The 21,926-nt window shown below is 30.8% G+C and carries 20 protein-coding genes, 1 tRNA gene and 1 pseudogene; 4 read left to right on the top strand and 18 right to left on the bottom strand.

Going from position 1 to position 21,926, the window contains the following annotated elements:
* Positions 1-23: 23 nt before the first annotated feature.
* Positions 24-863, top strand: coding sequence for a hypothetical protein (locus tag KFE69_03545; protein UTW43229.1), 840 nt, complete (start codon positions 24-26; stop codon positions 861-863).
* Positions 864-913: 50 nt separating this feature from the next.
* On the opposite strand, the gene KFE69_03540 is transcribed toward KFE69_03545, so the two are convergent.
* From KFE69_03540 to KFE69_03510, 7 genes and pseudogenes are all read right to left on the bottom strand, one after another.
* The gene (locus KFE69_03540) at positions 914-1,525 is read right to left on the bottom strand and encodes a hypothetical protein (GenBank protein ID UTW43228.1); all 612 of its coding nucleotides are present in this window, start codon (positions 1,523-1,525) and stop codon (positions 914-916) included.
* A 206-nt stretch (positions 1,526-1,731) separates the two neighbouring features.
* Positions 1,732-4,365, bottom strand: coding sequence for a hypothetical protein (locus tag KFE69_03535; GenBank protein ID UTW43227.1), 2,634 nt, complete (start codon positions 4,363-4,365; stop codon positions 1,732-1,734).
* A 180-nt stretch (positions 4,366-4,545) separates the two neighbouring features.
* Positions 4,546-4,698, bottom strand: a pseudogene (locus KFE69_03530) (transposase).
* A 16-nt stretch (positions 4,699-4,714) separates the two neighbouring features.
* Positions 4,715-5,665, bottom strand: a complete 951-nt coding sequence (locus tag KFE69_03525) for an IS3 family transposase (GenBank protein UTW43960.1) — start codon at positions 5,663-5,665, stop codon at positions 4,715-4,717.
* Positions 5,626-5,919 carry a transposase gene (locus tag KFE69_03520; protein ID UTW43226.1) on the bottom strand — a complete coding sequence of 98 codons (294 nt, stop codon included), beginning with the start codon at positions 5,917-5,919 and terminating at the stop codon, positions 5,626-5,628. The genes KFE69_03525 and KFE69_03520 overlap by 40 nt, the downstream gene beginning before the upstream one ends.
* Before the next feature lie 77 nt (positions 5,920-5,996).
* On the bottom strand, positions 5,997-6,773 hold the full coding sequence (locus KFE69_03515; protein UTW43225.1) for a baseplate J/gp47 family protein: 777 nt from the start codon (positions 6,771-6,773) through the stop codon (positions 5,997-5,999).
* On the bottom strand, positions 6,770-7,105 hold the full coding sequence (locus tag KFE69_03510; GenBank protein UTW43224.1) for a GPW/gp25 family protein: 336 nt from the start codon (positions 7,103-7,105) through the stop codon (positions 6,770-6,772). The genes KFE69_03515 and KFE69_03510 overlap by 4 nt, the downstream gene beginning before the upstream one ends.
* A gap of 117 nt (positions 7,106-7,222) precedes the next feature.
* Here KFE69_03510 and KFE69_03505 point away from each other — a divergent pair, with 117 nt between their 5' ends.
* On the top strand, positions 7,223-7,543 hold the full coding sequence (locus tag KFE69_03505) for a hypothetical protein (GenBank protein ID UTW43223.1): 321 nt from the start codon (positions 7,223-7,225) through the stop codon (positions 7,541-7,543).
* Here the strand turns inward: KFE69_03505 and KFE69_03500 are convergent.
* The 3 genes from KFE69_03500 to KFE69_03490 all read right to left on the bottom strand — a co-directional run bounded on the left by KFE69_03500 (position 7,529) and on the right by KFE69_03490 (position 9,859).
* Positions 7,529-8,551 carry a DUF5617 domain-containing protein gene (locus tag KFE69_03500; GenBank protein UTW43222.1) on the bottom strand — a complete coding sequence of 341 codons (1,023 nt, stop codon included), beginning with the start codon at positions 8,549-8,551 and terminating at the stop codon, positions 7,529-7,531. The two genes, KFE69_03505 and KFE69_03500, sit on opposite strands and share 15 nt — an antisense overlap.
* A gap of 141 nt (positions 8,552-8,692) precedes the next feature.
* Positions 8,693-9,355: a phage baseplate assembly protein V gene (locus tag KFE69_03495; GenBank protein UTW43221.1), complete on the bottom strand. Its 663-nt coding sequence runs from the start codon at positions 9,353-9,355 to the stop codon at positions 8,693-8,695.
* A 428-nt stretch (positions 9,356-9,783) separates the two neighbouring features.
* Positions 9,784-9,859 (bottom strand) — tRNA-Val (locus KFE69_03490).
* A gap of 201 nt (positions 9,860-10,060) precedes the next feature.
* Between KFE69_03490 and KFE69_03485 the strand changes: the two genes are divergently transcribed.
* Positions 10,061-11,017, top strand: a complete 957-nt coding sequence (locus KFE69_03485; protein UTW43220.1) for a glyoxylate/hydroxypyruvate reductase A — start codon at positions 10,061-10,063, stop codon at positions 11,015-11,017.
* Here KFE69_03485 and KFE69_03480 read toward each other — a convergent pair.
* A complete protein-coding gene (locus KFE69_03480; protein UTW43219.1) occupies positions 11,011-11,862 on the bottom strand; it encodes an alpha/beta hydrolase in 852 nt (283 codons plus the stop codon). The genes KFE69_03485 and KFE69_03480 overlap by 7 nt on opposite strands.
* 554 nt (positions 11,863-12,416) lie before the next feature.
* Here KFE69_03480 and KFE69_03475 point away from each other — a divergent pair.
* The gene (locus KFE69_03475; protein ID UTW43218.1) at positions 12,417-13,274 is read left to right on the top strand and encodes a hypothetical protein; all 858 of its coding nucleotides are present in this window, start codon (positions 12,417-12,419) and stop codon (positions 13,272-13,274) included.
* Between the two features lie 23 nt (positions 13,275-13,297).
* On the opposite strand, the gene KFE69_03470 is transcribed toward KFE69_03475, so the two are convergent.
* The 7 genes from KFE69_03470 to KFE69_03440 all read right to left on the bottom strand — a co-directional run bounded on the left by KFE69_03470 (position 13,298) and on the right by KFE69_03440 (position 21,887).
* On the bottom strand, positions 13,298-14,842 hold the full coding sequence (locus tag KFE69_03470; GenBank protein ID UTW43217.1) for an APC family permease: 1,545 nt from the start codon (positions 14,840-14,842) through the stop codon (positions 13,298-13,300).
* 99 nt (positions 14,843-14,941) lie between these two features.
* Positions 14,942-16,543 carry a hypothetical protein gene (locus tag KFE69_03465; GenBank protein UTW43216.1) on the bottom strand — a complete coding sequence of 534 codons (1,602 nt, stop codon included), beginning with the start codon at positions 16,541-16,543 and terminating at the stop codon, positions 14,942-14,944.
* Between the two features lie 103 nt (positions 16,544-16,646).
* The gene (locus KFE69_03460; GenBank protein ID UTW43215.1) at positions 16,647-17,219 is read right to left on the bottom strand and encodes an HAD family hydrolase; all 573 of its coding nucleotides are present in this window, start codon (positions 17,217-17,219) and stop codon (positions 16,647-16,649) included.
* Positions 17,216-18,091, bottom strand: coding sequence for a 16S rRNA (cytidine(1402)-2'-O)-methyltransferase (gene rsmI, locus KFE69_03455; GenBank protein UTW43214.1), 876 nt, complete (start codon positions 18,089-18,091; stop codon positions 17,216-17,218). The genes KFE69_03460 and rsmI overlap by 4 nt, the downstream gene beginning before the upstream one ends.
* A 23-nt stretch (positions 18,092-18,114) precedes the next feature.
* Positions 18,115-19,887, bottom strand: a complete 1,773-nt coding sequence (locus KFE69_03450) for a dipeptide ABC transporter ATP-binding protein (protein UTW43213.1) — start codon at positions 19,885-19,887, stop codon at positions 18,115-18,117.
* Between the two features lie 86 nt (positions 19,888-19,973).
* Positions 19,974-21,041, bottom strand: a complete 1,068-nt coding sequence (locus KFE69_03445) for a LysM peptidoglycan-binding domain-containing protein (protein ID UTW43212.1) — start codon at positions 21,039-21,041, stop codon at positions 19,974-19,976.
* 102 nt (positions 21,042-21,143) lie between these two features.
* Positions 21,144-21,887 (bottom strand): ferredoxin--NADP reductase, encoded by a 744-nt coding sequence (locus KFE69_03440; protein UTW43211.1) that lies wholly within the window; start codon positions 21,885-21,887, stop codon positions 21,144-21,146.
* Between the last annotated feature and the right edge of the window lie 39 nt (positions 21,888-21,926).

The following is a 21,926-nucleotide window of genomic DNA, read 5'->3' as shown; positions in this document are numbered from 1 at the left end:
AACTGGACAAAAAAGGTTACATTATGCAAGCTATTTTAGATAAGAAAATTCATGATACACAAAATTTTTCTCAATATATAAAAAGTTCAGAATATACTTCCAGATCAATTCAAAATATCTTGAATATGTTGCCTAATCATATAAAGACTTTTTCATTCTTTAGAGTAAGAAATAATCATGAAATAAATATTCTTATGCCTAAACCACAAAAATTATTAACATATATAAACGACATTCTTCTTAAACCTAATGGCATGATAAATTTAAACCATAACTTACCTATCTATAATCCCAAAGACTATATTCATGGTGAGCTTCAAGATAAATACAGTCGTTTTATCAACGCAATGGGGGGTAGTACATCGATTGCGGTCAATCATACATTTCATTCATTCAAAGATATATTTTATTTTATCTTTTCTGAGCCCATAAATAAGGAAGATTTTAGTAGTTTATATAGTCTATTAAATAGTATTTCAATTGCATTCTATGCAACATCTCCCATATTTAAAACAACATTTAAATTACCATTAATAGCACAGCAACAATATATAAATCATGAGTCTAGTGATCACTTTGCCCCTTTTTCAGAACTTATAGAATTATTTTCAATTAGCAAATCACTATCTCATTATTTATTACCTCTAGCACTACACATGCCTATTAATCAGATCGCAAGTTCTTTTTATCGCTCTAGACGTACCGTTGAAAAAAATATTGATGATTTAAGAGGGATACTCGATATCAATAGCAAATTTGAATTATGCCAATTCTTATTAACCTATTATCTAATCAAGGTTAAACAATGGAGTCATCAGTCATTACATAGTGAACAATCTAACCTCCAACATATAACGATCTAGACCCCATGAATTTTCTAAGTTAATTATAAATCATCCTATTTTAGCTATATCTATTGATTTTCTAAATCCTTTGATTCATCTAATTCTTTTTCATTTTTTTGATCAAACATAATCATTCTTGGAATTTTTGTTTTACTTTCTATAAATAGGCTATTTTTTTCAAATTTAATTTTATCCTGATCATTATTCTCTTTATAGAAATTATCAATATCTTCAAATGTATCTTGAGAAATAACCACAAGTTTTTGCTTTATTTTCTCTATGGAGTCATTAAATTTTTTATGATACAAAGTTGCTAATAAGAGATGTACCATAAAAGTTGTATTATATGAGTTATAACTAAAAGCACTACCATTTGAAACATACCAGTGACTAAATGAGCCTTTATTATTATCAGTACCTTGTTTACATATTTTTACTATACATTTTATTAAATCAAGTTTCTTAATACTCTCTAGTTTATGTTTTTTTAAATTCAAATAAATAATTTCATTAGATGCATTAGATTTACTCCGAGCTTTACCATTAAAAAAGTTATAAACTCCCAAACCAAAATGTACTTTATTGGTTCTATCAGTTACACCCTCAAGTAGTTTTATACCCTTTTCAATTGACAGTTTTTGAAGATGATCAATAATATGTTTTGCTGCTCCTTCTAGCATTTTTTTCCTCCTAAAATAAAATTGCTAATAGGCATAGTACAATCTGATTATGTATCAAATAATTTATAATTATGAAGCAGATATAACTACCTTTAGATATTTAGGCATGATCTTTAACATAATTACTTCCATGTAATTTAATTTATGTAAGTTATCCTCCATGAAATTGAAGCTATTTTCTATCGTAGAAGTTACCCGTTATGTGATCATGCTGAATGTTTTAGCAATTTATCTTGATCAGCCTCATACTGTTGATGATTTTTTAAAAATATACACTGGGCGTTAACTAATCCTTCTGCTAGATTTTGGCCTTTAGTCTTAGATGAATAAAATAAAAACTTACTACCTTCCTTCGCTTTTTTAGATTTATAATTCTGATAAAGGCCATAAAGTACTGTAGGAATAGCGGCCATTGCAGTAAAAAGTGATTTTATAATCTTAACTGTTTTATTATTGCTAGAAAGTATTGCAATATTTTTATCGTTTTTTTGCTTAAACTGATCCAATACAAAACTTTTCCCAGTGATTACATATGTTTTTAATTGTTCTTTTGCAGCCTCAGCTAATTTACTAGCTGCTTGACCTTTGTTACTTTTTAACGTTACTTTATTTATGGATGAAGCGCCAACAACTATACCTGTACTCCCTATTGCAACAAGCTTACCTCCTACTATTGTCGTTGCCAACACACTTGATATTCCTATTTTAGCAAATGCTGCTGTACAGTAGGCTGTCATCACACCTAAAACACCTGGCGTTGTTAAGCCAAATGTTGATGCGATTGTAATACCTCCTATCGCTGTTAATGCTAATCCTCCAAGCATCAAAGCAATTGCAAGGGCAACTTTTTTCTTTTTACACTTTATATCTTGTTTGGATTTAGAATAGTTTTCTAAATCTATTATACTTTCATGAACCCTTCGCAAAGAGCTAATATTTTCATTAACAGCAGACATAGTAGCAAAGCTTATTCCATTAATATCAACAACCTCACTCAAACCTAACATTTTGATATTTTTATGAAACTTTATTTCTATCGCTTTAAGACTCATTGAATTATCAATTTCTTTAGAATTATTATTTTGTTGATTTGCCTTTAGTTGAGTTTTTGGCAATAAAAGTTTATTTAATTCTATTCTTCTTCGATTAATAGCTTGAGTAAGATTAGCAGTAACTTTTCGAGCATTTTCTCTCTTATTTTCTAAAAGTTTACATTTGATACACTCTTTAAAACTACAATTATAGTCTTGAATTTGTTTTTCAAATTTTGTGATCTGATTATTACTTAATTGTTTTATATTAAGAGCATTTATTTTTTTAAGCAAGTCCTCACATTCAATATATGTATTAATATATTTTTCATAGATTTCTACATTTTTACTTAGACTATTAATTTCCGATTCTAAGTTCTCTTTTTCACTATTTTTAATATTATTAATGTCACGAGATAAAGTATTTGTTTTATTTCTTATTTTAGCAAAAGATTTTGTCTGTTTTTTAACAGACTTATTATTTTCTTTAGCCAGTTTGAAAAGTTTATTAGTTAACTTCTTAATATTTAACCCTAACTTTTTTATTTTATACGCTTTTTTAGACTCACTCAAATTTTGATTAAATTTATTATTCTTATCTTCTAATTCTTTATTGAACACTTTTTCAAATAATTTAACACTTTCTTCTAATTTATTAATTCTCTCTTCTGCAACGTTAATTAATTCACTATCATTATCCTTATTGCCGATAAGACTCACTAGACTCTTACGCCTATTGACATACATATCATCATCTTTTTGGCAGTTTTTATAGTTTTTAGCTAATTTTATTTCAGGTGCTGTATCATTATCTAATGTGTAATTTTTAAGGCTATCAATACCATACTTTAATGGATCTTCATTTATTTTATCCTGAATATCTTTAAGAAATAAACCAATACTCTTATTCTTCTGATTGAAAAAAGAAAGAAATTTACTTATAACATTCGTTTTTTGATAATTTTTACAATTTATATATATATTTTCTAACAAGCATTTAAATTGACTCCTTGCTCCATAATTTTTATTATTTTTTAATAAAAGTAAAGCCGCTAAATCATTATCATCAAGCTTTTGATATTCTTTAAATTTAGAGAAAATACTTATGATTAATTGCATTCTATCACTTTCAATCTGCTTATCTATACTTTCTTTAGCATGATTAAATAGTTCTTTAGCACTTTTAATTTGTTCAAATTTAGTTTTATCATTAAGATAGGTAATTAATAATCCTTTATCACCAACATTATTAATTTTATCTTGTCTGATTTCAAATTTTTTATTAATAAAATTTAAAGCATCTATTTTGCTATTAATGATAAGATATTTTTTTTCATACTCATTTTGTGTAATTTTCTCTACCAAATTTAATATAAATTTATTAATGACCTTGCTTGCATTTTCATATTCTTTATTAAGTTTCTTATTAATTTTTTTATCTAAATCACTAGCTACATCACTACATATTTTGCCAGTAACCAACATTACTACCTGAAATTTAATTAAATTTTGCAATAACTTTTTATTAAGATCTTTAATCTTTTCTTCTTTAGGACTATTTCTTTCTATTTTTAGATTAAAACTTTCTTCATCTCCTACTTTAACAAGTTTATTACGTTTTTTCTTTTCTATTTTCTTAGAGTGATTGGCTTTGACTGACCGCTCATATATATACCCTACTTTACAGATTGTTTTTAATTTATTAGCTAACTGAATATACTTTTGATTAAATTCATTTATCCCTTTATGATTAATAGAGTCTAAGTCTGAATGTGTTTCTGTATTTAATAAATCAATACTATACGGCATAACTACAACCTTCCATGGCTAAACGTCAATAGCTTCTATGTTATAGAAATTCTTTATAGTAATTAGTCGTATTAAATACGACATTTTGAAAATAGTTTATAAATTTAGAGCAGCTTTAGACTTTTCTAAAAGACATTTAAGCATGCCATAATAAATATCCCCGCGGCAAGCAGCGGGGTATTAAAAGAGTCGCAATTGCGCTTCATCCAATTTTAACCCTTGGTTCTTAACATACCGCTCCACCTCTTTCCAGTTGCCTCCTTCACCAACTGTTCCAACATAGTAACCATCACTCCAAAACTCACCACCCCATAAGTTTTTCTTCAAATCTGGAAAGCTTTTTGATCTGTCAACCTTTTACTAGACACTTGGCTATGGGATATTGTGGTTGATTAAAATAATTTCTTTCAAACTCCTCTGGTGATAAATAGTTTAACGTTGAGTGCATCCTTTGGCGGTTATAAAAAACTTCAACATATTCAAAGATACAGCGCATTGCTTGATTCCTAGTTTGGTATTTCTGATCATGTACAACTGCTAATTTCAAAGTATGGAAAAAACTTTCAGCTACAGCATTGTCATAGCAGTTAACCGTACTACTCATGCTTAATCTAATTCGATGCTTTTTAGTTAATTGATGATAAACTCGGCTTGTATATTGAGATCCCCTATCAGAGTGTAATATCAACCCTGAATCAGGCTGTCGCCTTTTAACTGCTTGATTAACTGCCCTTAAAACTAAATCAGCTGTAATACGCTGACTCATAGCCAAGCCAACAACTTTCCTTGAAAATAAGTCAACAACAGTTGCTACATATAACCATCCTTCATTAGTTGGCACATAAGTGATATCACTCACCCATACCTCATTAGGAGCTTCTACCATGAATTTTTGTTTTAACAAATTAGGTGCAACATAATAAGGTCTTTTACTTTGATTGGTGGTTACCTTAAACTTTCTTCTTGCTTTAGCATAAAGCCCCAATTCTTTCATTAGCTTAGCAATACGTTTACGACCGACATAGATATCTAGTCGTCTAAGTAAAAGCTGTAACCGCCTTGTGCCATATTCTCCCTTTGAGTTTATGAATGCTTTGATTAACAGAGGGCGTAACTGGCTATTTATTATCTCTTTCTTAGACAAGTTACCACGACTGTACTGATAGTAAGCGCTACGACTAACACCAAAAATCTTTGCCATTCTCTCAATTGAGAAATCTCGCCGATACAAATTAATAAATTCATAAAGCTCGGCTCTTTTTACTTTTTCTTTGAGAAAATGGTTAACGCCTTTTTTAATATATCACGCTCCATGCTAACATCAGCTAATTGCTTTTTAAGCGCAAGTAATTCTTTTTCTTGTGCCGAGAGTTCTTTGGGTTTAAAGCTTTCATCTCCTCGTTGACAATACTCACTAACCCAGTTGTATAAAGTAGATTCTGCTACTCCTAATTGCTTTGTTAATTCTGATAAGCTTTTTTTACCATTAACATATAACGATGCTGCATTACGTTTAAATTCAGCATCATAAGAATGACGTTTTCTAGTTGTCATAAAGTTCTCCTGGTTTGTTGATAAGATGATAATTCATCCCATAACAAAGTGTCTACCTAATGGTAACCAGATCAGATTTAACTGGTGATAAACTCCTCTACATAAGCAACACCCTCAATATTTAGTCGTGCATAAACTTCAGATAATGGAATCGTTGCAGAAATTTTATGACGATCACTGATTAAGCTTTCAATATTTTCATGCATTGTCTTTAAGACAAGTTCTTTATCTGATTTCTCATCTAAAACAACTTTGGCATTAATTTGATATTCTAGTGGTTCAACACTTAAGACAATCACCTGACAGCCCAATGGTTTTCTTTCAGGTGCAGTTAAATAGTTTGTGACCGTACTTAATAAGTCATTTGATGCAACACCATCTACATTTTCATCACTTTGCACCACAACAAATGCTTTGCCTGCTTGATCGATTTTATCAAAGGCAACAACATCACTAACGCGTTTATCTGCTTCAATGGCTAAAGCTTCATAAGCTGACTGACTACCAGCAGATGAAGCTTTTTCTAGGGCTGTTAAGATTCTTTCACGATAACGGGTATCTGATTCATTATCTTCTCGCGATATAGCCAATAATGCACCAAGATTATCTAAATCAGTACCTTCTGCAAAAGAGATTAAAATTGACTTCATTGAATCATAAATTCGTTGCTCATAAACTGTTAAGCCATAAGCACAAGCTTCAATTAATTTAATAACTGGATCAGATTCAATCAATGCATTATATTCAGGCATTCGTAATTTAAAGTCAGCTAACATCAAAGCATAGTTACTATCATAATCGACTGAACGTATTGACTCAGGTAGTGGTAATTTTGATAGGTCAAATTTTTTCATACAACCACCCCCGTTAAAGTTTGCTTTTTACCATCAGGTTGATAAATAAATTCAACATCAATTGAAACTTGGCCTCCAGTACTACGATTAACATCAATAAACTTTACTTCAACTCGATGCTCCCATTGATCAATTGCACTAACTGTTTCATTTAGTATTTTTGCTAAAGTAAGCTGATTTATTGGCTGATCAACCAATTCAAATAATTTTGAACCATACTCCCTAAGCATAACTCTATTACCAACAGGTGTTGTCAAAATATCATCGATACTTTGTTTAACATGTTCAATATCTGTTATTTTTTGACCTGTAGTTCGAGATATACCTTGCATAAAAATTGTGTCACTAAATAGTTTTAATAATTTGAGTATATAAAGTTAGAGTTTTAACAACTGGATAATGTAATTTACTAAACTATACTTTATTTATCATTATAGAAGGTCGAAATTATGGCAGGAATTATCAGCACTACTATATATAATAGCCTTGTTTTAATAATTGGTTTTTTAACCATCTGGCTTGGTTACAAGCTTCTAAAAAGCACAAACCATATGACAAAATACTTTCACTTTAAATGGAAGTGTTTACAAATAACTTTTAGTAACGTTTCTACAGGTCTATTATTTTCTATAGCAGGTCTAGCTCTTATAATAACCTCCATTTGTAAAGATAAAGAAATAACACAGATCAATACTAATAAAACGCAAAATAGCTCTACTAATGAAGAATTACATGAAAAAATTGATGTTAGATTTTTACTTCCCAAATAAGTTCGGCCTAAAAGAAATATCTTGACTTTTACTGCTGCCACTACCAGCTTCCTGAAAAATAAAATTCATCCTTTTGGAAATAGACCCTCTTCCATTAAAGCCTTCCTGTTCTTCAAGTCGCGTACGCAGTGTTTTTAGATTAAAAATATATTGATTAATATCTTTAACATCAGCATTATCAACCATAAACTGCCTTATACTTTCAACATGATGCCTCTTCCAATGACCATGAAAAAAAGCTGAAAAACCAGTTCCCTTATTACAGTAGTCTCTTAAAAGGTTTTCAATTTTTTCTTTTGGCGTTGATTCTACATTATTTGACCCTCTGTTATAAATTCTTTCATAGCTTCTAGGATGTTCTAATTGCTGTCTTTCTTGTATTTTAGCAACAACTTCTTCTTGTGATTCCTCCTGGGAATATTCATCAAAATTTGAACCATTAAGAAAACTAGGAATTGAATTTCTATCTCTTTCTAAATGCTTCGGCTTATGTTGTACATAGAATTTTGCAAGTTCAGGTGCTCTATTTTTATTTAAAATCATTACTGCCGTATCTATATCATGAATTATGCCAGATAAAATGCTCTCCGGTATAAACCTATTATCTTTATGAAAAACTTTATCAAAATCTATTGGAACTGCTTTGTCATCAACAACTTTAAAATTGTCTGATATAGGATCGGCCATAATATATCCAGCTTCTTTCATGCTAGAAAGAGTTTCTATAATTTGCTCTGCTGTGGGTTTTTTCCCCTCTAACCAAGGAGTCATAAGTGCATTAACTATATTTCCCTTATCTACTTGTACTTGTACAACCTCTGCTTTACCTTGAACTATTCCTTTTGACTGTAACTGGTTAAAAATGTCACACTCATAACGTATGTTTTCATCACCATCCTTTGAAACTTTTATGGCTTGTCCATCTAACAAGTAGACTTTCCCATGACTACCTTCAGCTTTTGGATGCTCATCTTTTAGATCATATAAATCTTCTTCTTCAATATACATAATACAACCCCAATATTTAATGTCATACTGTAGTAATATTATATTGAAAGTGTATCATATTAAATTTAGCATTAAGTACCAATTTAATATAAATTTATTCTATTTTTTAGATTTTTTACAAGATGATACATAGCATATTTTTTATTGTGGTGTTGATGTAACACCACCACTATCACCTTGATGAGTATGCTTTTTAAGGGAAATATTATCTGCTGTTATATCACCATTAATAACATTCAGTGCGCCTTGAATTGATGCGGTTGAACCACCTTTAGAATTTGAACCATATAAGCCACTTTGATAAGTTATACTACCTTTAACTAAAACATTACCAGTAATAGTTGTCATCGGACAATTAGCATAAATACTTTGAGCTTTAACATTGACATTATTACAAGTAACATTAACCGAACTTGCTGCAGTAACATCAATATTACCAACACAATTAATGGTTAATTTTTTATCTGCATAACTGTAACTGATGGTTGTATCATCTGAATAAACTTTATGATCTAGTTTTAAATCTGCACTTGGTTGATTATTTGTGTAGATCGATGGCAAAACAACACCGTTATTCAATTCACCACTAGGTGATAAAATCACGACTTGTTCACCTAATGACGGCGACCACCATGTTAAGCAATCTCCTGATCTCTGTGTCATCCATTTCAACCATGTTGTTAAAATAGCACCTGCCTGTATTTTTACTCGTGCTCGAATAGGATCAATTTGTGCAACTGTGCCAATTCTAATTAAATTAGCTAAGCGTCTTTCTAATTCACCAATACGTTCTAATTCAGTCATGATCAACCTTAGTATTAATTTTAACAGCAGGTGAAATAGCATTTAAATCATATGCACTTTCACCACACACAAATGGCACTAAAAACTCAACCTTCCATGAAAGATATCCATCAACTTCAGGTTGAAAATAATCTGGTTCATTGCTTAAAATTTCAATTTCTCCAATTTGATTATGATTAAAGTTATTGAGATGTAAAAATGTACTGATTGCAAATGCTGCATCTCTAATATTAAAACCAGATAACTTGCCATTTTTAAAAATAAGCTGAATAGAAATTAGTAAGATGACTAAAACAATAAAGCATAATATAAATATGCAAAAATTCTTGTTACCTATATGTTATCTGAAAACAACATTTGATTTAAAAATTGAGATTATTTTACTTTATTATTTTTTGATTAATCATTGATATTAAAAGGGTTTCTCATGGTGGGTGCTGAGGGGATCGAACCCCCGACCCTCGCCTTGTAAGGGCGATGCTCTCCCAGCTGAGCTAAGCACCCGAGAACGAAAGTGATTATATCTAACTGAAACAAACTGTCAATTGGTTTTTTATCATTTTATAAAGAATCGTTCATTTTTTTAAATCTTAAACATTAATTGATTAAAAATCATTCAGATATATTAAGTATATTGTTATTTCCCAGTTTGCTATTTAAAATAATGACTCTGTAAGTTTAAATTAATAGCGAGTAGTTGATTCAATGGCAGTTGCACTAATTATTGGTAAAGATGAAAATGAGCGAATTTTAAGAAAAAAACAAATTCAACAATGGTATGAAGCCCTATCAAAGCTAATGGAGCATGTTGATATTTATATTTATCCTGAGATACCAGAGCCACAAGCAGTTGAATATGTTGTTTGCTGGTCTCAACCTGAAGGTATTTTTAATCAATTTCCTAATTTAAAATGTATTTCTTCTATTGGTGCTGGTGTAAATCATTTAGTTTCCGATACATCAGTTGCAGATGAAATACCCATTGTGCGTGTTGTTGATCCTATATTATCACGTGATATGGCACATTATGTAATTCAAGCGGTTTTAAATTATACGCGCCAATATGCAAGGTTTGCCCATAGCCAACAACAAAAATTTTGGGATCAATTACCACCGTTTAATACGACAGATGAACATACTGTTGGCGTTATGGGTGTTGGTGAAATCGGTAGTGCTATTGCACAAGCATTAAATCATATTCAAATTCCAACCATTGGATTTAGCCGTAGTAAAAAAGTAATTACAGGCATTGAAACTTATGATCAATCTCAACTAAATGACTTCTTAAGTTTAAGCCATATTTTAGTCTGCACACTACCTTTAACTGAACAAACAACTGGCATAATTAATAAAGATTTAATTTCTCAATTACCAAAGGGAGCTTATATTATTAGCATTGGTCGTGGTGCGCATACTGTTGATGATGATTTACTTCAAGCATTAGATCAAGGGCATTTATCTGGTGCAAAGTTAGATGTATTTAATCAAGAACCTTTACCAAATGACCACCCCTTTTGGTCACACCCAAAGATTGAAATTACCCCACATAATGCTGCTGTTAGTGATCCATTTAGTGCTGCAATCTGTGTAGCAGATAATTATAAACGACTACAAAATCATCAACCATTATGCTATCAGGTTAATAAAGATAAGGGTTATTGATCTGTTAGAAAGGCTTCTACTACTTGATTAAATAACTTTGGTGATTCGACAAACATAAAATGATTACCATCATCAGATTCTGAAAAAATATATAATTGTGAATTAGTAACTTGCTTATTTAACCATTGATGTGATTGATATGGGTGTAAACTTTTTTCACCAGTAATAAATAAGCATGGTTTGTTAATTTTTCTTATTACATCACGATAATCTTGGCATATATTATTAAAATAAAGTTGTTTTGCTGCCATATTAGGAATTTTCATACAGGATAGAATAAATGCCTTTTGTTCATCTGATATATATTTTGTCGTCATCATATCAACAATTTTATGTTTTAATTGATCATCTGTATCATGAATAAATCCATCCGTTAACTCATGTAAACTGTCTAAATTATAAATTGCACCATAATTTTGTCGCTCAACTTCAGACCAGCTAGGATTAACTGACAAACAAGCAGGCTCATCAATAATAATTAATTTACTAATTTTATCTAAACCAAATAAATCAATATAAGTATAAATCATTGATGCGCCAAGTGAATGACCCATCAGTATAATTTCATTCAAGTTAAGACTTTCAATGACATCATATAGGTCTTTTGCAAAACGTGCTAAACGATAGCCATAATCAACTTTTTCTGACTGACCATGCCCACGCTTATCAAGCGCAATAACATTCATCATGCTTGAAAAATATTCTATTTGATATTTAAATATATCCTTTGATAAGCCACCACCTGGTAGCATAATCATTGGCTTACCACTTCCAGTAGATATATAATTCAATTTCACACCATCACTTACTTGAATAACTCTATCATCAATATTTTCTTTTTTCATGACAAAAAAATCTCATTTTTTACCTAACATAAACTAAAATATCATAGCATCATGATGCTTAAATTAATAAGTTAATACAACTTCACTTAGCCTTAAACCGTACCCTCTACCCTATGCCCAACCAAGTATTAATATTTATAATAACTAAACATATTAAAAAGCTTTATATAAATGGGTTTTTGTAATGTCTATAAATATTGAGATCCAACACAGTAATCTGAAAAAAAGGTCTAAAATTTATTATAATGCTTTTTTAATCGATAATGATTTATATGATGATCATTCAAGTTGCAATCATATATTATTAAATATAGAACATATGAAAAATTATTTACACTGCAAAAAATTACGCCAAGCTATTTATTATCTAATAAGCCATGGTGCTGTTTTTAAGGATACCGACACTAATAAAATCGTTACAATTTCAAATATTAATCATTAATATATAAATTTTTTTATCACTGAACACGCGCTTATCTTCGCTGTAAAATTTTGAACTTCTTATAATACTTTGTTATCATAAATTTGATTATTTATCTAGGAGGGTGTGCAAGATGGATATTCATAAAAAGATTAAGCATTGGGAAACAATCTATAGCAATAGTATTTTGTTTTCAAAGCTCGCTAAAGATGCAATAAAATATTCTGCGCCAATTAAAGACTTTTTTGATAAAAGTGTTCCTACATATCAATTAAGTAATTTCTCTTTTGTCAGAACTAGAAATGATAATCAGCGTTCGATTATTACTTTGAAGCCATTATTAGCCAAAAAGTTTTATAATAAAAATCTACATACTAATGATTTAATGCTTGATCGAGATAATATATATCCTTTATATAATAGAAAAGACTTATTAAACAGAAAACAACTAGAAACATATAAATCAATAAATAAAGAACTTTCAATGTTTGAGCCTATTATAATAGAACATGACTTAGGCATTGCTAAAGATTCTTTCTGCTTTTTAATAAAACTCAGTGATGATAAACAAATAGATAACATTGTTATGCTATATAATCTACTTTATAAAGTAATATTAACTTTCTATAAACTATACCAGCCACCACTAACAAAAATATTTCCAAGTTATGAAATAACTTATAATCAACGATTAGAAACACCTAACTATGCACCATTTTCTCAAATCGTGTTAGATTTTAATTTAACCGCTAATGAACTCAATTATATTAAATTACTAACCCATAACATGAATACAAATCAAATTGCCACCTTACTTAGCAAATCACCCAGAACTGTCGAAAAAGCGATTGATAGAATTAAAATAAAAAGTAGTTTCAGCTCAAAAATTGAACTAGAAAATTATTTACAAACTCATTATTTAGACTATACCTATAATTATTTAATAAGTAACGACACCTTAAAATATAATAGTTATCAAGAAGTTGCATAGACAATTATTTATTTAGTGCTGATTCAAACCACTTTTTCAGGTGTACTTTTATAAACATAAGTAACCAAAAAGTAAGTTATCAATGAAACAATAACAATTAATCCAAAAAAGAGATTACTTGATAAAAGGCCTATACCACCATACTTTAGTGGTCCAAGCATTGACAATACGGCTAATACAATAACATGACATAATAATGGTGATGATTTCAATACAACTTGTAAAAAGCTATCATGGTATCTCATTTGCGTTAATGTATAACCAATAAAAGCCAAACAAATAAAGCCAACCACATAAACAGTATAAGGAAAACCTGAAAATATAAATAAAATTGATAAGAATGCAAAAATAAATGGTAATAAAAACTGGATAAAAGGTATTGAAAACTGCCCCTTAATCTTATGGGCTCGAAGCTTACCCAAACATACTGGAATCGACATATAAGAAATCACATAAAATAATGATAAAAATGAGACTAAAGAAGCCCATGATTTAAACATAACTAAAAAAACAATGGCTAATAAAATCGTCGTTACTAAAGAACGTCGACTGAAATTATACTTAGACATTTTCATAAAAAATGCCGGCATTTGTTTATCTTCTGACATCCCAGTTAACATTCTAGTTGTAGAGCCTGTATATATTAATCCTGTGCCAGAAGGAGAAGCTACTGCATCAATATATAAAACAATCGTCATTAAATTTAAATTCAACATCATGGTTATTTGAACAAATGGACTAGTGAAATTTAAATTCTTCCAACCTGATGAAATATCAATAGAACCAATAAATGATGTCTGAAGCACCATATAAACTAATAAGGTTATGATAATTGATAGAATCATAGCCAAAGGTATATCGCGCTTAGGGTTTTTTGCCTCAGATGAAAATGAAACAATATTTTGGAAACCATTAAAAGAGTAAATCATGCCAGCGCCAATCATTGCTGAGAATACCGAAGAAAATCCATATGGCATAAACCCATGGCCAGTAGAGTGAAAATTACTCGACTTAAAGCTTGCAAGCATAATTGAGATTGCTGTTATCGTAGGTATACAAACTTTTACAACTGTTAATAAAACATTACTATGGGATAGAATTTTTACACCCCAAAAGTTGATTACGCCAAATAATACCACCATACAAATTGAAACTAATAGGCCAATATGGGTTAATTGGTGTGTTACTGTATCAAATAAATATGGGCTTATTGTCGCTGATAATGATGAGAGATACTGAATACTGCCTTCTGCTTCTGTTGCAATGACAGCAGTTAATCCCAACCAGGTTGCAATGGTACAAATAAAGGCAAATTCTTTGTTATGACTAATCACTAAAAGCCTTGCCATTAGTCCTCTTTTAGGATAATTAAACGATATTTCAGCTAAACATAAACCGAGTATTAAAATAATAACTGCCGTTACAAGCCAAGCTAAAAAAGCTGAAGGCCCTGCAATTTTAGCAGCATAAAATGAGCTAAAAAGCCACCCAGAGCCAATCATTGTACCTATTCCAATTGCTGTTAATGCAATAAAACCAATTTTATGATGATGTATATTAATGCTCAAAATATAATACTCTAAAATTATTTACATAATGAGCTAAAGACTAAAAGATATATCTATTAATTTCAACTATTGTTTTATTATAAAATGTTTGACATTAACTTATGCACTCGGAGCCTGACAGCTAAGGCTTTTATCTTGACCATTACAACTTTGCCCAATGCCTTTACAAAGCGGGAAATAACTATAAAAAAGCCCCATATTATAATTTTCATGAAGACAGTGCGCGGCATCTAAGCTACTTGCTGAATCAAAAGCAGTCCAAAAAATTACATTAGCTTTATCTCCATTAACAAGGCTTAACTTATTATTAGCATTATTATGATTAAAGGTATTTAAAACATCATTAATATAATTAATTTGATTAGTAACTGACGCTTTTGGTCCAGATCGATTAGTTGCCACATCCGCATAACCTGTTTCACCTAGTTGGAAAACTTGACTTAGTTGATAAGATAAATTAATTGAAGCCAGGTAAGTTTTTAATGGTTGATAGACTTGATTAAGCATTGTTGCTAAGGCTGGAGTATTCTGCATATATTGAACAAAATAAGGATAAACATGTGCTGCTATTATATTAATTTGATAATGCTCTTTATTATCTATTTTATCCAAATACTGATTGGTTGCCCCCCAAGCTAACACTTTCATAAAATAGTCACACAAACTATCTGTTGTTGAAAATTTTAAGTATTTAGTATTATATTGAGCAAATGCATTATGCTGCCAATGACTTGCTAAGTTTATATATTGACTATCATCATCATTGACTAATCCATTAACGCTGACTTCAGGTGCTTGACAGAAGCCAATTAAACGATCTTTTATTGTTTGCGAATTTTTAAGATTTCTATAGTTAATAACATATTGCATTGTTGCTTTATCTTTCATCATCACTGGCTTATAGCCTACTGAAATCGTTTTATTCGACGGCTTTGTTGGATTATCAAGCATATTACCCGTTGCCACGGTATGATTAATGCCTACTGGCAAAGCTACCTTACCACTTGGTGTTAAATTATAATAGCCTTCAGCTGCCAACTCCTGATGTAGTGCATCAATAATTAATGGCATTGATAACATATCTTCAAAATCATTATAGCCACTACCTAAGTTATTAAACCACCAGTGATTATTTATCTTAGACGCAACCATAAAAAAACGTTCATTTCCAATGATAAATTGACAATTTCTATTGGCTATAGTACTACCAGTATGCCGACAAACTAACTGGGCTTTAGCATTATTATGAAGCCAGGTTTTAATATAACTTCTTACTAATAGTATGCATTGTTGAATATTAGCATTTTTACCAATACAAGGATTAGAATCAGCCGAATTACTTGCAATCCAAAAATTATGATAAGGGCTATAAATAACAAAACTTAATTTTTTCACATTTTTAGCATGATTAACATCATTAACAAAATTTGTTTGTAGATTACTTGCAATTGCACTATTTATACCAATATCTGCAAAAGTACCCATCTCCTGTATTAAAGCGATATTTCTTTGATCGAGCTTATTAACCATATCAAAAAGATAGGATGAGGCTTGATGATCACTTCCATAATATAGCTGTGGATCAAAATTAACCCCAAAGCCTGAATAATCTCTAACGTTATTGATATTTGTTACATTTGAATCAGCATAACCATAAGTAATTAATGATAAAAATATAGCTAAGAAAATAAACCTTTTCATTTTTACACCCCTTATAATCTAAAACTACTGATCAAGTTTGATTATGATTAGATAAAAAAATGATGTCATGGGTAGTAGCTACCCATATTGATTATTTAATAAGCTAAAACTGCATAAAAAACCGCTCAGCACTTCTTAAAAAAGCAAAGAAAAATTCAACAATTGGTCTTTTTTTATAATTTGACTGTGCTTTTTTAATATAAATTGGTTGTGCCTTTGCAATCAATGCTGCCAAACAGCCTGTTAACAAACGATCATCTATTAGTGCGATATGCTTAGCATTTGTTTTTGATAGTTGAATTACTTTCTCCATACCATCTGGATAAGGTTTTTTTCTCACCCCCGATATAAAACGAAATAAAGGAAAATACTTTTTAAAATAATTTAATCGAACTTCAGTTGGTTTATTCGATAAGATATAAATATGATTCTCACCAAATAGATTAACCAACTTAGTAAGCCATACCTTTACCTCTTTAGAAGGCTCATTTTCTCCATGTGCTGCTAAGACGCCATCAAAATCAAGTACAATGACTTCAATACCCGATTGCTTTATTTTTACTAAGTCTAAATCTAAGACACTATTTACAGTAAAAGAGGTATCATTAAGTATATATTTTAAATCTTTTCTATAAGTTTTTAACTCTTTTAGTGCAAATACTATGCGCTTTATCACGATTGTTCCTTATTATTTGTTAATGATAATGCATAATCATATAACTTATTTTTCTTGTGATTAAAAAGCTTTGCTGTAATTGCAACTGCTTGTTTTAAAGAAAGCTCATCTAATAATATTTTTAGTGTATCTGTAAGTTTTGCATCTATTTCAGAATTGTTATTACCATCTTCTACAAACAGTGCTTGGATAAGTATAACAAACTCTCCCTTTTGCCTTAAAACATCATCATTTAACCAAGTTAAAATATCTTGAGCACTACCTTTAATAAAATGCTCATATTGCTTTGTTAATTCTTTTGCTAGTACAACTTGATTATATTCACCAAAAACCAAATCAATTGCTTTTAATGTCTCAATTAATCGATGTGGCGCTTCATATAAGATACTCGTACCACAGTAGGCTTTGATTTGCATTAACTGATCTTCTTTTGCTTTACGCTTAGAAGACAAAAAACCAACAAATTGAAATTGATCTGTTTTTAACCCAGAAGCAGAAATAGCAGCTATTACAGCTGAGGCACCAGGAATTGGAATAACCTCAAATGCCTTTTCTCTTAAATAACTTACAATCACATAACCTGGATCTGATATCAAAGGTGTACCAGCATCACTAACTAAAGCAATTGATTTACCTTCAGTTAAGTATTTTTCAATCTCATCAATACGCTTTTTCTCATTGTAATGGTGATACGATATAAGCTGTTTTTGAATACCAAAATTTGTGAGTAATTTAGCGGTTACTCTTGTATCTTCAGCAAGAATGAAATCAACTGTTTTTAAAATTTCTAGTGCTCTTAAGGTAATATCATTTAAATTGCCAATGGGTGTTGCAACAATATATAAAACACCTGTTTTTCTTTCTTTAGTCATATAAATAAAAATGCTATGTTGATTTAATTTAATGGATAAAAGCAACGTACTTTATGCTTATTTCCAGTTAATTCTGGCTTAAGATCTTTACATTGTTCTTGTGCATACTTACAACGCTTATGATATAAGCAACCAGTTACTGTTTGCTTTAATGTAACAGATTGCGTTTGAATGTCTAGTGGGAGTTTAGAATCTTGAGAATTAAAATACTTTTTACCTGGAATTGCACTTAATAAAGCTTCAGTATATGGGTGTTGTGGTGATTTAAGCACAATACTAGCTACACCGTATTCAACCACTTGACCTTGGAATATTACAATTACTTCATCAGCTAAAGATGCAACAACCATCAAATCATGACTAATAAATAAATAGCTTAAGCCTTGTTCTTTTTGTAAATTTTCTAATAATTGTAAAATACTTGATTGAACGGACACATCTAATGCACTGGTTGGTTCATCTAGTAACAACACATCAGGTTCAGTCGATAATGCACGTGCAATTGCAATTCTCTGGCGTTGACCACCTGAAAACTCATGCGGATAACGTAATAATGCATCCTCATTTAAATCTACTTTTTCTAATAAATTTACTAAATAGGCATAACGGTCATTTTTATCTCTATATAATCGACAAGCATACAAACCTTCAGATAAAATATCTTTAATTAATAACTTAGGGTTCATTGATGAAAACGGATCTTGAAAAACGATTTGTACACTTTGAGTTAACTGTTTAAAAGCTCGATTAGATAATTGATCATAGTTATGATGATGATAAAAAATCTTTCCACTACAGCGATGTTTTTCCAAATTTAATAATGATTTTAAAAGCGTTGTTTTACCACTACCAGATTCGCCTACTACGGCTAAGGTTGTTGCTTTTTTTAATTGAAGCGTTACTTTATCTAAGGCTACTTGATAACCAATAGTACGCCTAAAAAAACCCTTTTTAATCGGAAAGCGTACAGAGATCGACTGTGCATCTAGTATAATCTTATTTGAAACTACTGGCTCAACGGCTAACTTTTCGTTTGGTACCGCTTTTAAAAGCTTACGACTAAATGGGTCTTGAGGGTTATTAAAAAAAGCTTCGGTTTGATTTTTTTCAACTAATTTACCTGATTTCATTACAGCGATTTCATCGGCTATTTCTCTAACTAGCATTAAATTATGACTAATAAATAATAAACTTAATGCTTCTTGTTTTTGTAGTAATCTAAGTAATTGTAAAATCTCTTTTTGGACAGTAACATCTAGTGCTGTTGTTGATTCATCTGCAATTAATAATGACGGCTTTGCAGCTAATGCCATTGCAATCATTACCCGCTGTTTCATGCCACCTGAAAGTTCAAATGGATAACGATTTAAAAATGCCTTTGCATTTGCAATTTGTACTTTCTCAAGCAACATTAAGGCATCTTGTACTTTGTTTTTACTATCTAGTAAAGCCTCTAATAATTGTTGTTTAACCGTTAATACTGGATTCAATGCCAATGAAGGCTCTTGAAAAATCATTGATATTTCACTACCACGAACTTTACGCATTTTCACTTCAGATAAGCTCAAAAGATTTTTTTGATTTAAATAAATTTCACTCGGTTGAATATAGTGCGCTTGGTAAGGTAAAAGGCGCATAATTGCATTTGCAGTCATTGTTTTACCACAGCCTGACTCTCCGACCAACGCAAATGCTTGACCTTTTTCAATCGAAAAGTTAATACCATTAACGACTTTAAACCATTGATCTTGATCTTTAAGCCAGATATGTAAATCCTTTACATCTAACAATGCCATCGTCTTAAACTAATAACAGCCTTTTTGATTTAATCTTAGATTTAAGTATAGGTAATTTAATATAAAAATAGAATAAGAATAAAAAGTTAACCTCTGGCAATAAAATACTGATGATAGACTTCATCAATTTCCTGCCAGCGCTCATCATCATGACTCATTAAATGTGCCGCTAGATAATCACGTTCACTATTAAATGATATCTCATCACCACTTGCCGCATACACTTCCATTAATTTCATACGGATTTCAATACTATCTGGTTTAAGTTTTAATGTTTGTTGTAGTGTATGGCGCGCATCATCATAGCGCCCATCATTTAATAATAGCATCGCCTCAACTAAAACTTCAGAAATATTCGATGCATCTAGCTCCGCCTTAGGTTGATAACCACCTTCTAAACTACCAGCTTGAGGTGTACGTTTTTGATAGTCTAAGTTACCATTTTGATTTCTTACATGTTTCTTTTTACGTAGCCTACGAACAATAATTAAAATAATAATAACAATAACGATCAACCATATAACGGTACTACCAATATGACCACCACTATCTTGACTATCTTTTTTCACAGGTGCTTGATTAACGGATAGAGTATAACCTTGATCCGTTCGAGTAACTTGACTTTGTATATGATCAACTGATGAGATAATTGCATGGTTATTTGAATCAACACTATTATTCGTATTTGTTGGTTCTGATTGACTTGAAGCAACAGCAGCTGTTTTTGGTGCTTGCTTCATCGATTGAACTGAAACTACTTTAGTCGGAGATGCTTCTAGCTGCGTTTTTGTTTGGGTATTCGTTGTATTATCAGCATGCACACCATTTCGTTGAATTTTTTGATAGTTATCTTGTGCCTGATCAAGCTTTGCAATTGCCTGATCAACCTCAGCTTTAGTATCGGGTAATGACAACTGATCACCTAGGCGCACAACATTATCTACAACTGCTGGAGACGATGATAGATTTAAGCCTTTAATTGCTTTAATCATATCTGATGTTGAAACACCAGAAGGCTTATGCTTAACAGCAATTCCCCACAAGGTATCACCTCTTGAGACAGTATAATCCGTAAAAGATATAGCCGAAAGTGGTAAGAACATCATTAAAACACTTACAACAAATACTGAGATAAATTTATGCCTAACTGCCACAGGGCTTACTCCTTAATTAGTAAGTCTTTCCATTTTTGAAACTTCTTTTAATTAACTATCCAGTTTACTAAATCTTAATGGTATTTCCCACTGGCTGATGCATTAATTTGAAGAAATATATTTTTCTCTACGTACATTTTTAATATCGAAGCCTTTATCTTTCAATAACTCATAAGCCTGATCAATCATATCAGGATTACCGCAAAGATAAACGACATCTTCTAGCGGGTTTAGAGCTAATTGATCAAACTTACTTTGAACATAGCCTTGATGTTCATGATTTTCTAAGCCTTCAGGTTCTCTACTTAAACAGGCAGTAAATTTGATATTGTTATAAAAATGAGCGAATTGTAAAAAATCTTCAGCATATAATGCATCTTTACGATACTGAACACCTAATAAAACTTCGACTTGAATATTGGCTTTCGTTACTTTATCTGCTAATTCAGGTAGCATCGCTCGATAAGGTGCAATTCCAGTTCCTGTACCTACTAAAATCAATCGTTTCACAGACTCATCTCGTAAAACCAGCCTACCTGCAGGGCCTGTTGCGCTAAATTGATCACCTGGTTGCATTTCAAATAAATTCTTAGTTGCAATACCACCTTCAACATAGGAAACTGCTATTTCAATTTCATATGGATTATTATTCTCTTTTGGCATACTTGCGATTGAATAACTTCTTCTTTTGGGCTTTGCTTGTCCACAATCAAATAAAAACGTAATAAATTGCCCTGCGGTAAATTCAAATGCTTCACCATCGACTCGTTTTAACACTAAATGCTTAACATTTGGTGTAATCATTTTAGCGCTCACTAGCTCTAAATCAAATGCTTTAATTGCCATTATTTCATCCTAAAACAGATCATTTTTGTGATAGTTTAA

This window comes from bacterium SCSIO 12844 (assembly GCA_024397935.1).
GTDB lineage: Bacteria > Pseudomonadota > Gammaproteobacteria > Francisellales > Francisellaceae > M0027.
This window is presented reverse-complemented; position numbering and strand designations above follow the sequence as displayed.

Excerpts from the sequence above, each read along its gene's own strand:
- KFE69_03545 (UTW43229.1), top strand. The coding sequence starts at position 24 with ATGCAAGCTATTTTAGATAAGAAAATTCATGATACACAAAATTTTTCT.
- KFE69_03540 (UTW43228.1), bottom strand. The coding sequence starts at position 1,525 with ATGCTAGAAGGAGCAGCAAAACATATTATTGATCATCTTCAAAAACTG.
- KFE69_03535 (UTW43227.1), bottom strand. The coding sequence starts at position 4,365 with ATGCCGTATAGTATTGATTTATTAAATACAGAAACACATTCAGACTTA.
- KFE69_03520 (UTW43226.1), bottom strand. The coding sequence starts at position 5,919 with ATGACAACTAGAAAACGTCATTCTTATGATGCTGAATTTAAACGTAAT.
- KFE69_03515 (UTW43225.1), bottom strand. The coding sequence starts at position 6,773 with ATGAAAAAATTTGACCTATCAAAATTACCACTACCTGAGTCAATACGT.
- KFE69_03510 (UTW43224.1), bottom strand. The coding sequence starts at position 7,105 with ATGCAAGGTATATCTCGAACTACAGGTCAAAAAATAACAGATATTGAA.
- KFE69_03505 (UTW43223.1), top strand. The coding sequence starts at position 7,223 with ATGGCAGGAATTATCAGCACTACTATATATAATAGCCTTGTTTTAATA.
- KFE69_03500 (UTW43222.1), bottom strand. The coding sequence starts at position 8,551 with ATGTATATTGAAGAAGAAGATTTATATGATCTAAAAGATGAGCATCCA.
- KFE69_03495 (UTW43221.1), bottom strand. The coding sequence starts at position 9,355 with ATGACTGAATTAGAACGTATTGGTGAATTAGAAAGACGCTTAGCTAAT.
- KFE69_03485 (UTW43220.1), top strand. The coding sequence starts at position 10,061 with ATGGCAGTTGCACTAATTATTGGTAAAGATGAAAATGAGCGAATTTTA.
- KFE69_03480 (UTW43219.1), bottom strand. The coding sequence starts at position 11,862 with ATGAAAAAAGAAAATATTGATGATAGAGTTATTCAAGTAAGTGATGGT.
- KFE69_03475 (UTW43218.1), top strand. The coding sequence starts at position 12,417 with ATGGATATTCATAAAAAGATTAAGCATTGGGAAACAATCTATAGCAAT.
- KFE69_03465 (UTW43216.1), bottom strand. The coding sequence starts at position 16,543 with ATGAAAAGGTTTATTTTCTTAGCTATATTTTTATCATTAATTACTTAT.
- rsmI (UTW43214.1), bottom strand. The coding sequence starts at position 18,091 with ATGACTAAAGAAAGAAAAACAGGTGTTTTATATATTGTTGCAACACCC.
- KFE69_03450 (UTW43213.1), bottom strand. The coding sequence starts at position 19,887 with ATGGCATTGTTAGATGTAAAGGATTTACATATCTGGCTTAAAGATCAA.
- KFE69_03440 (UTW43211.1), bottom strand. The coding sequence starts at position 21,887 with ATGGCAATTAAAGCATTTGATTTAGAGCTAGTGAGCGCTAAAATGATT.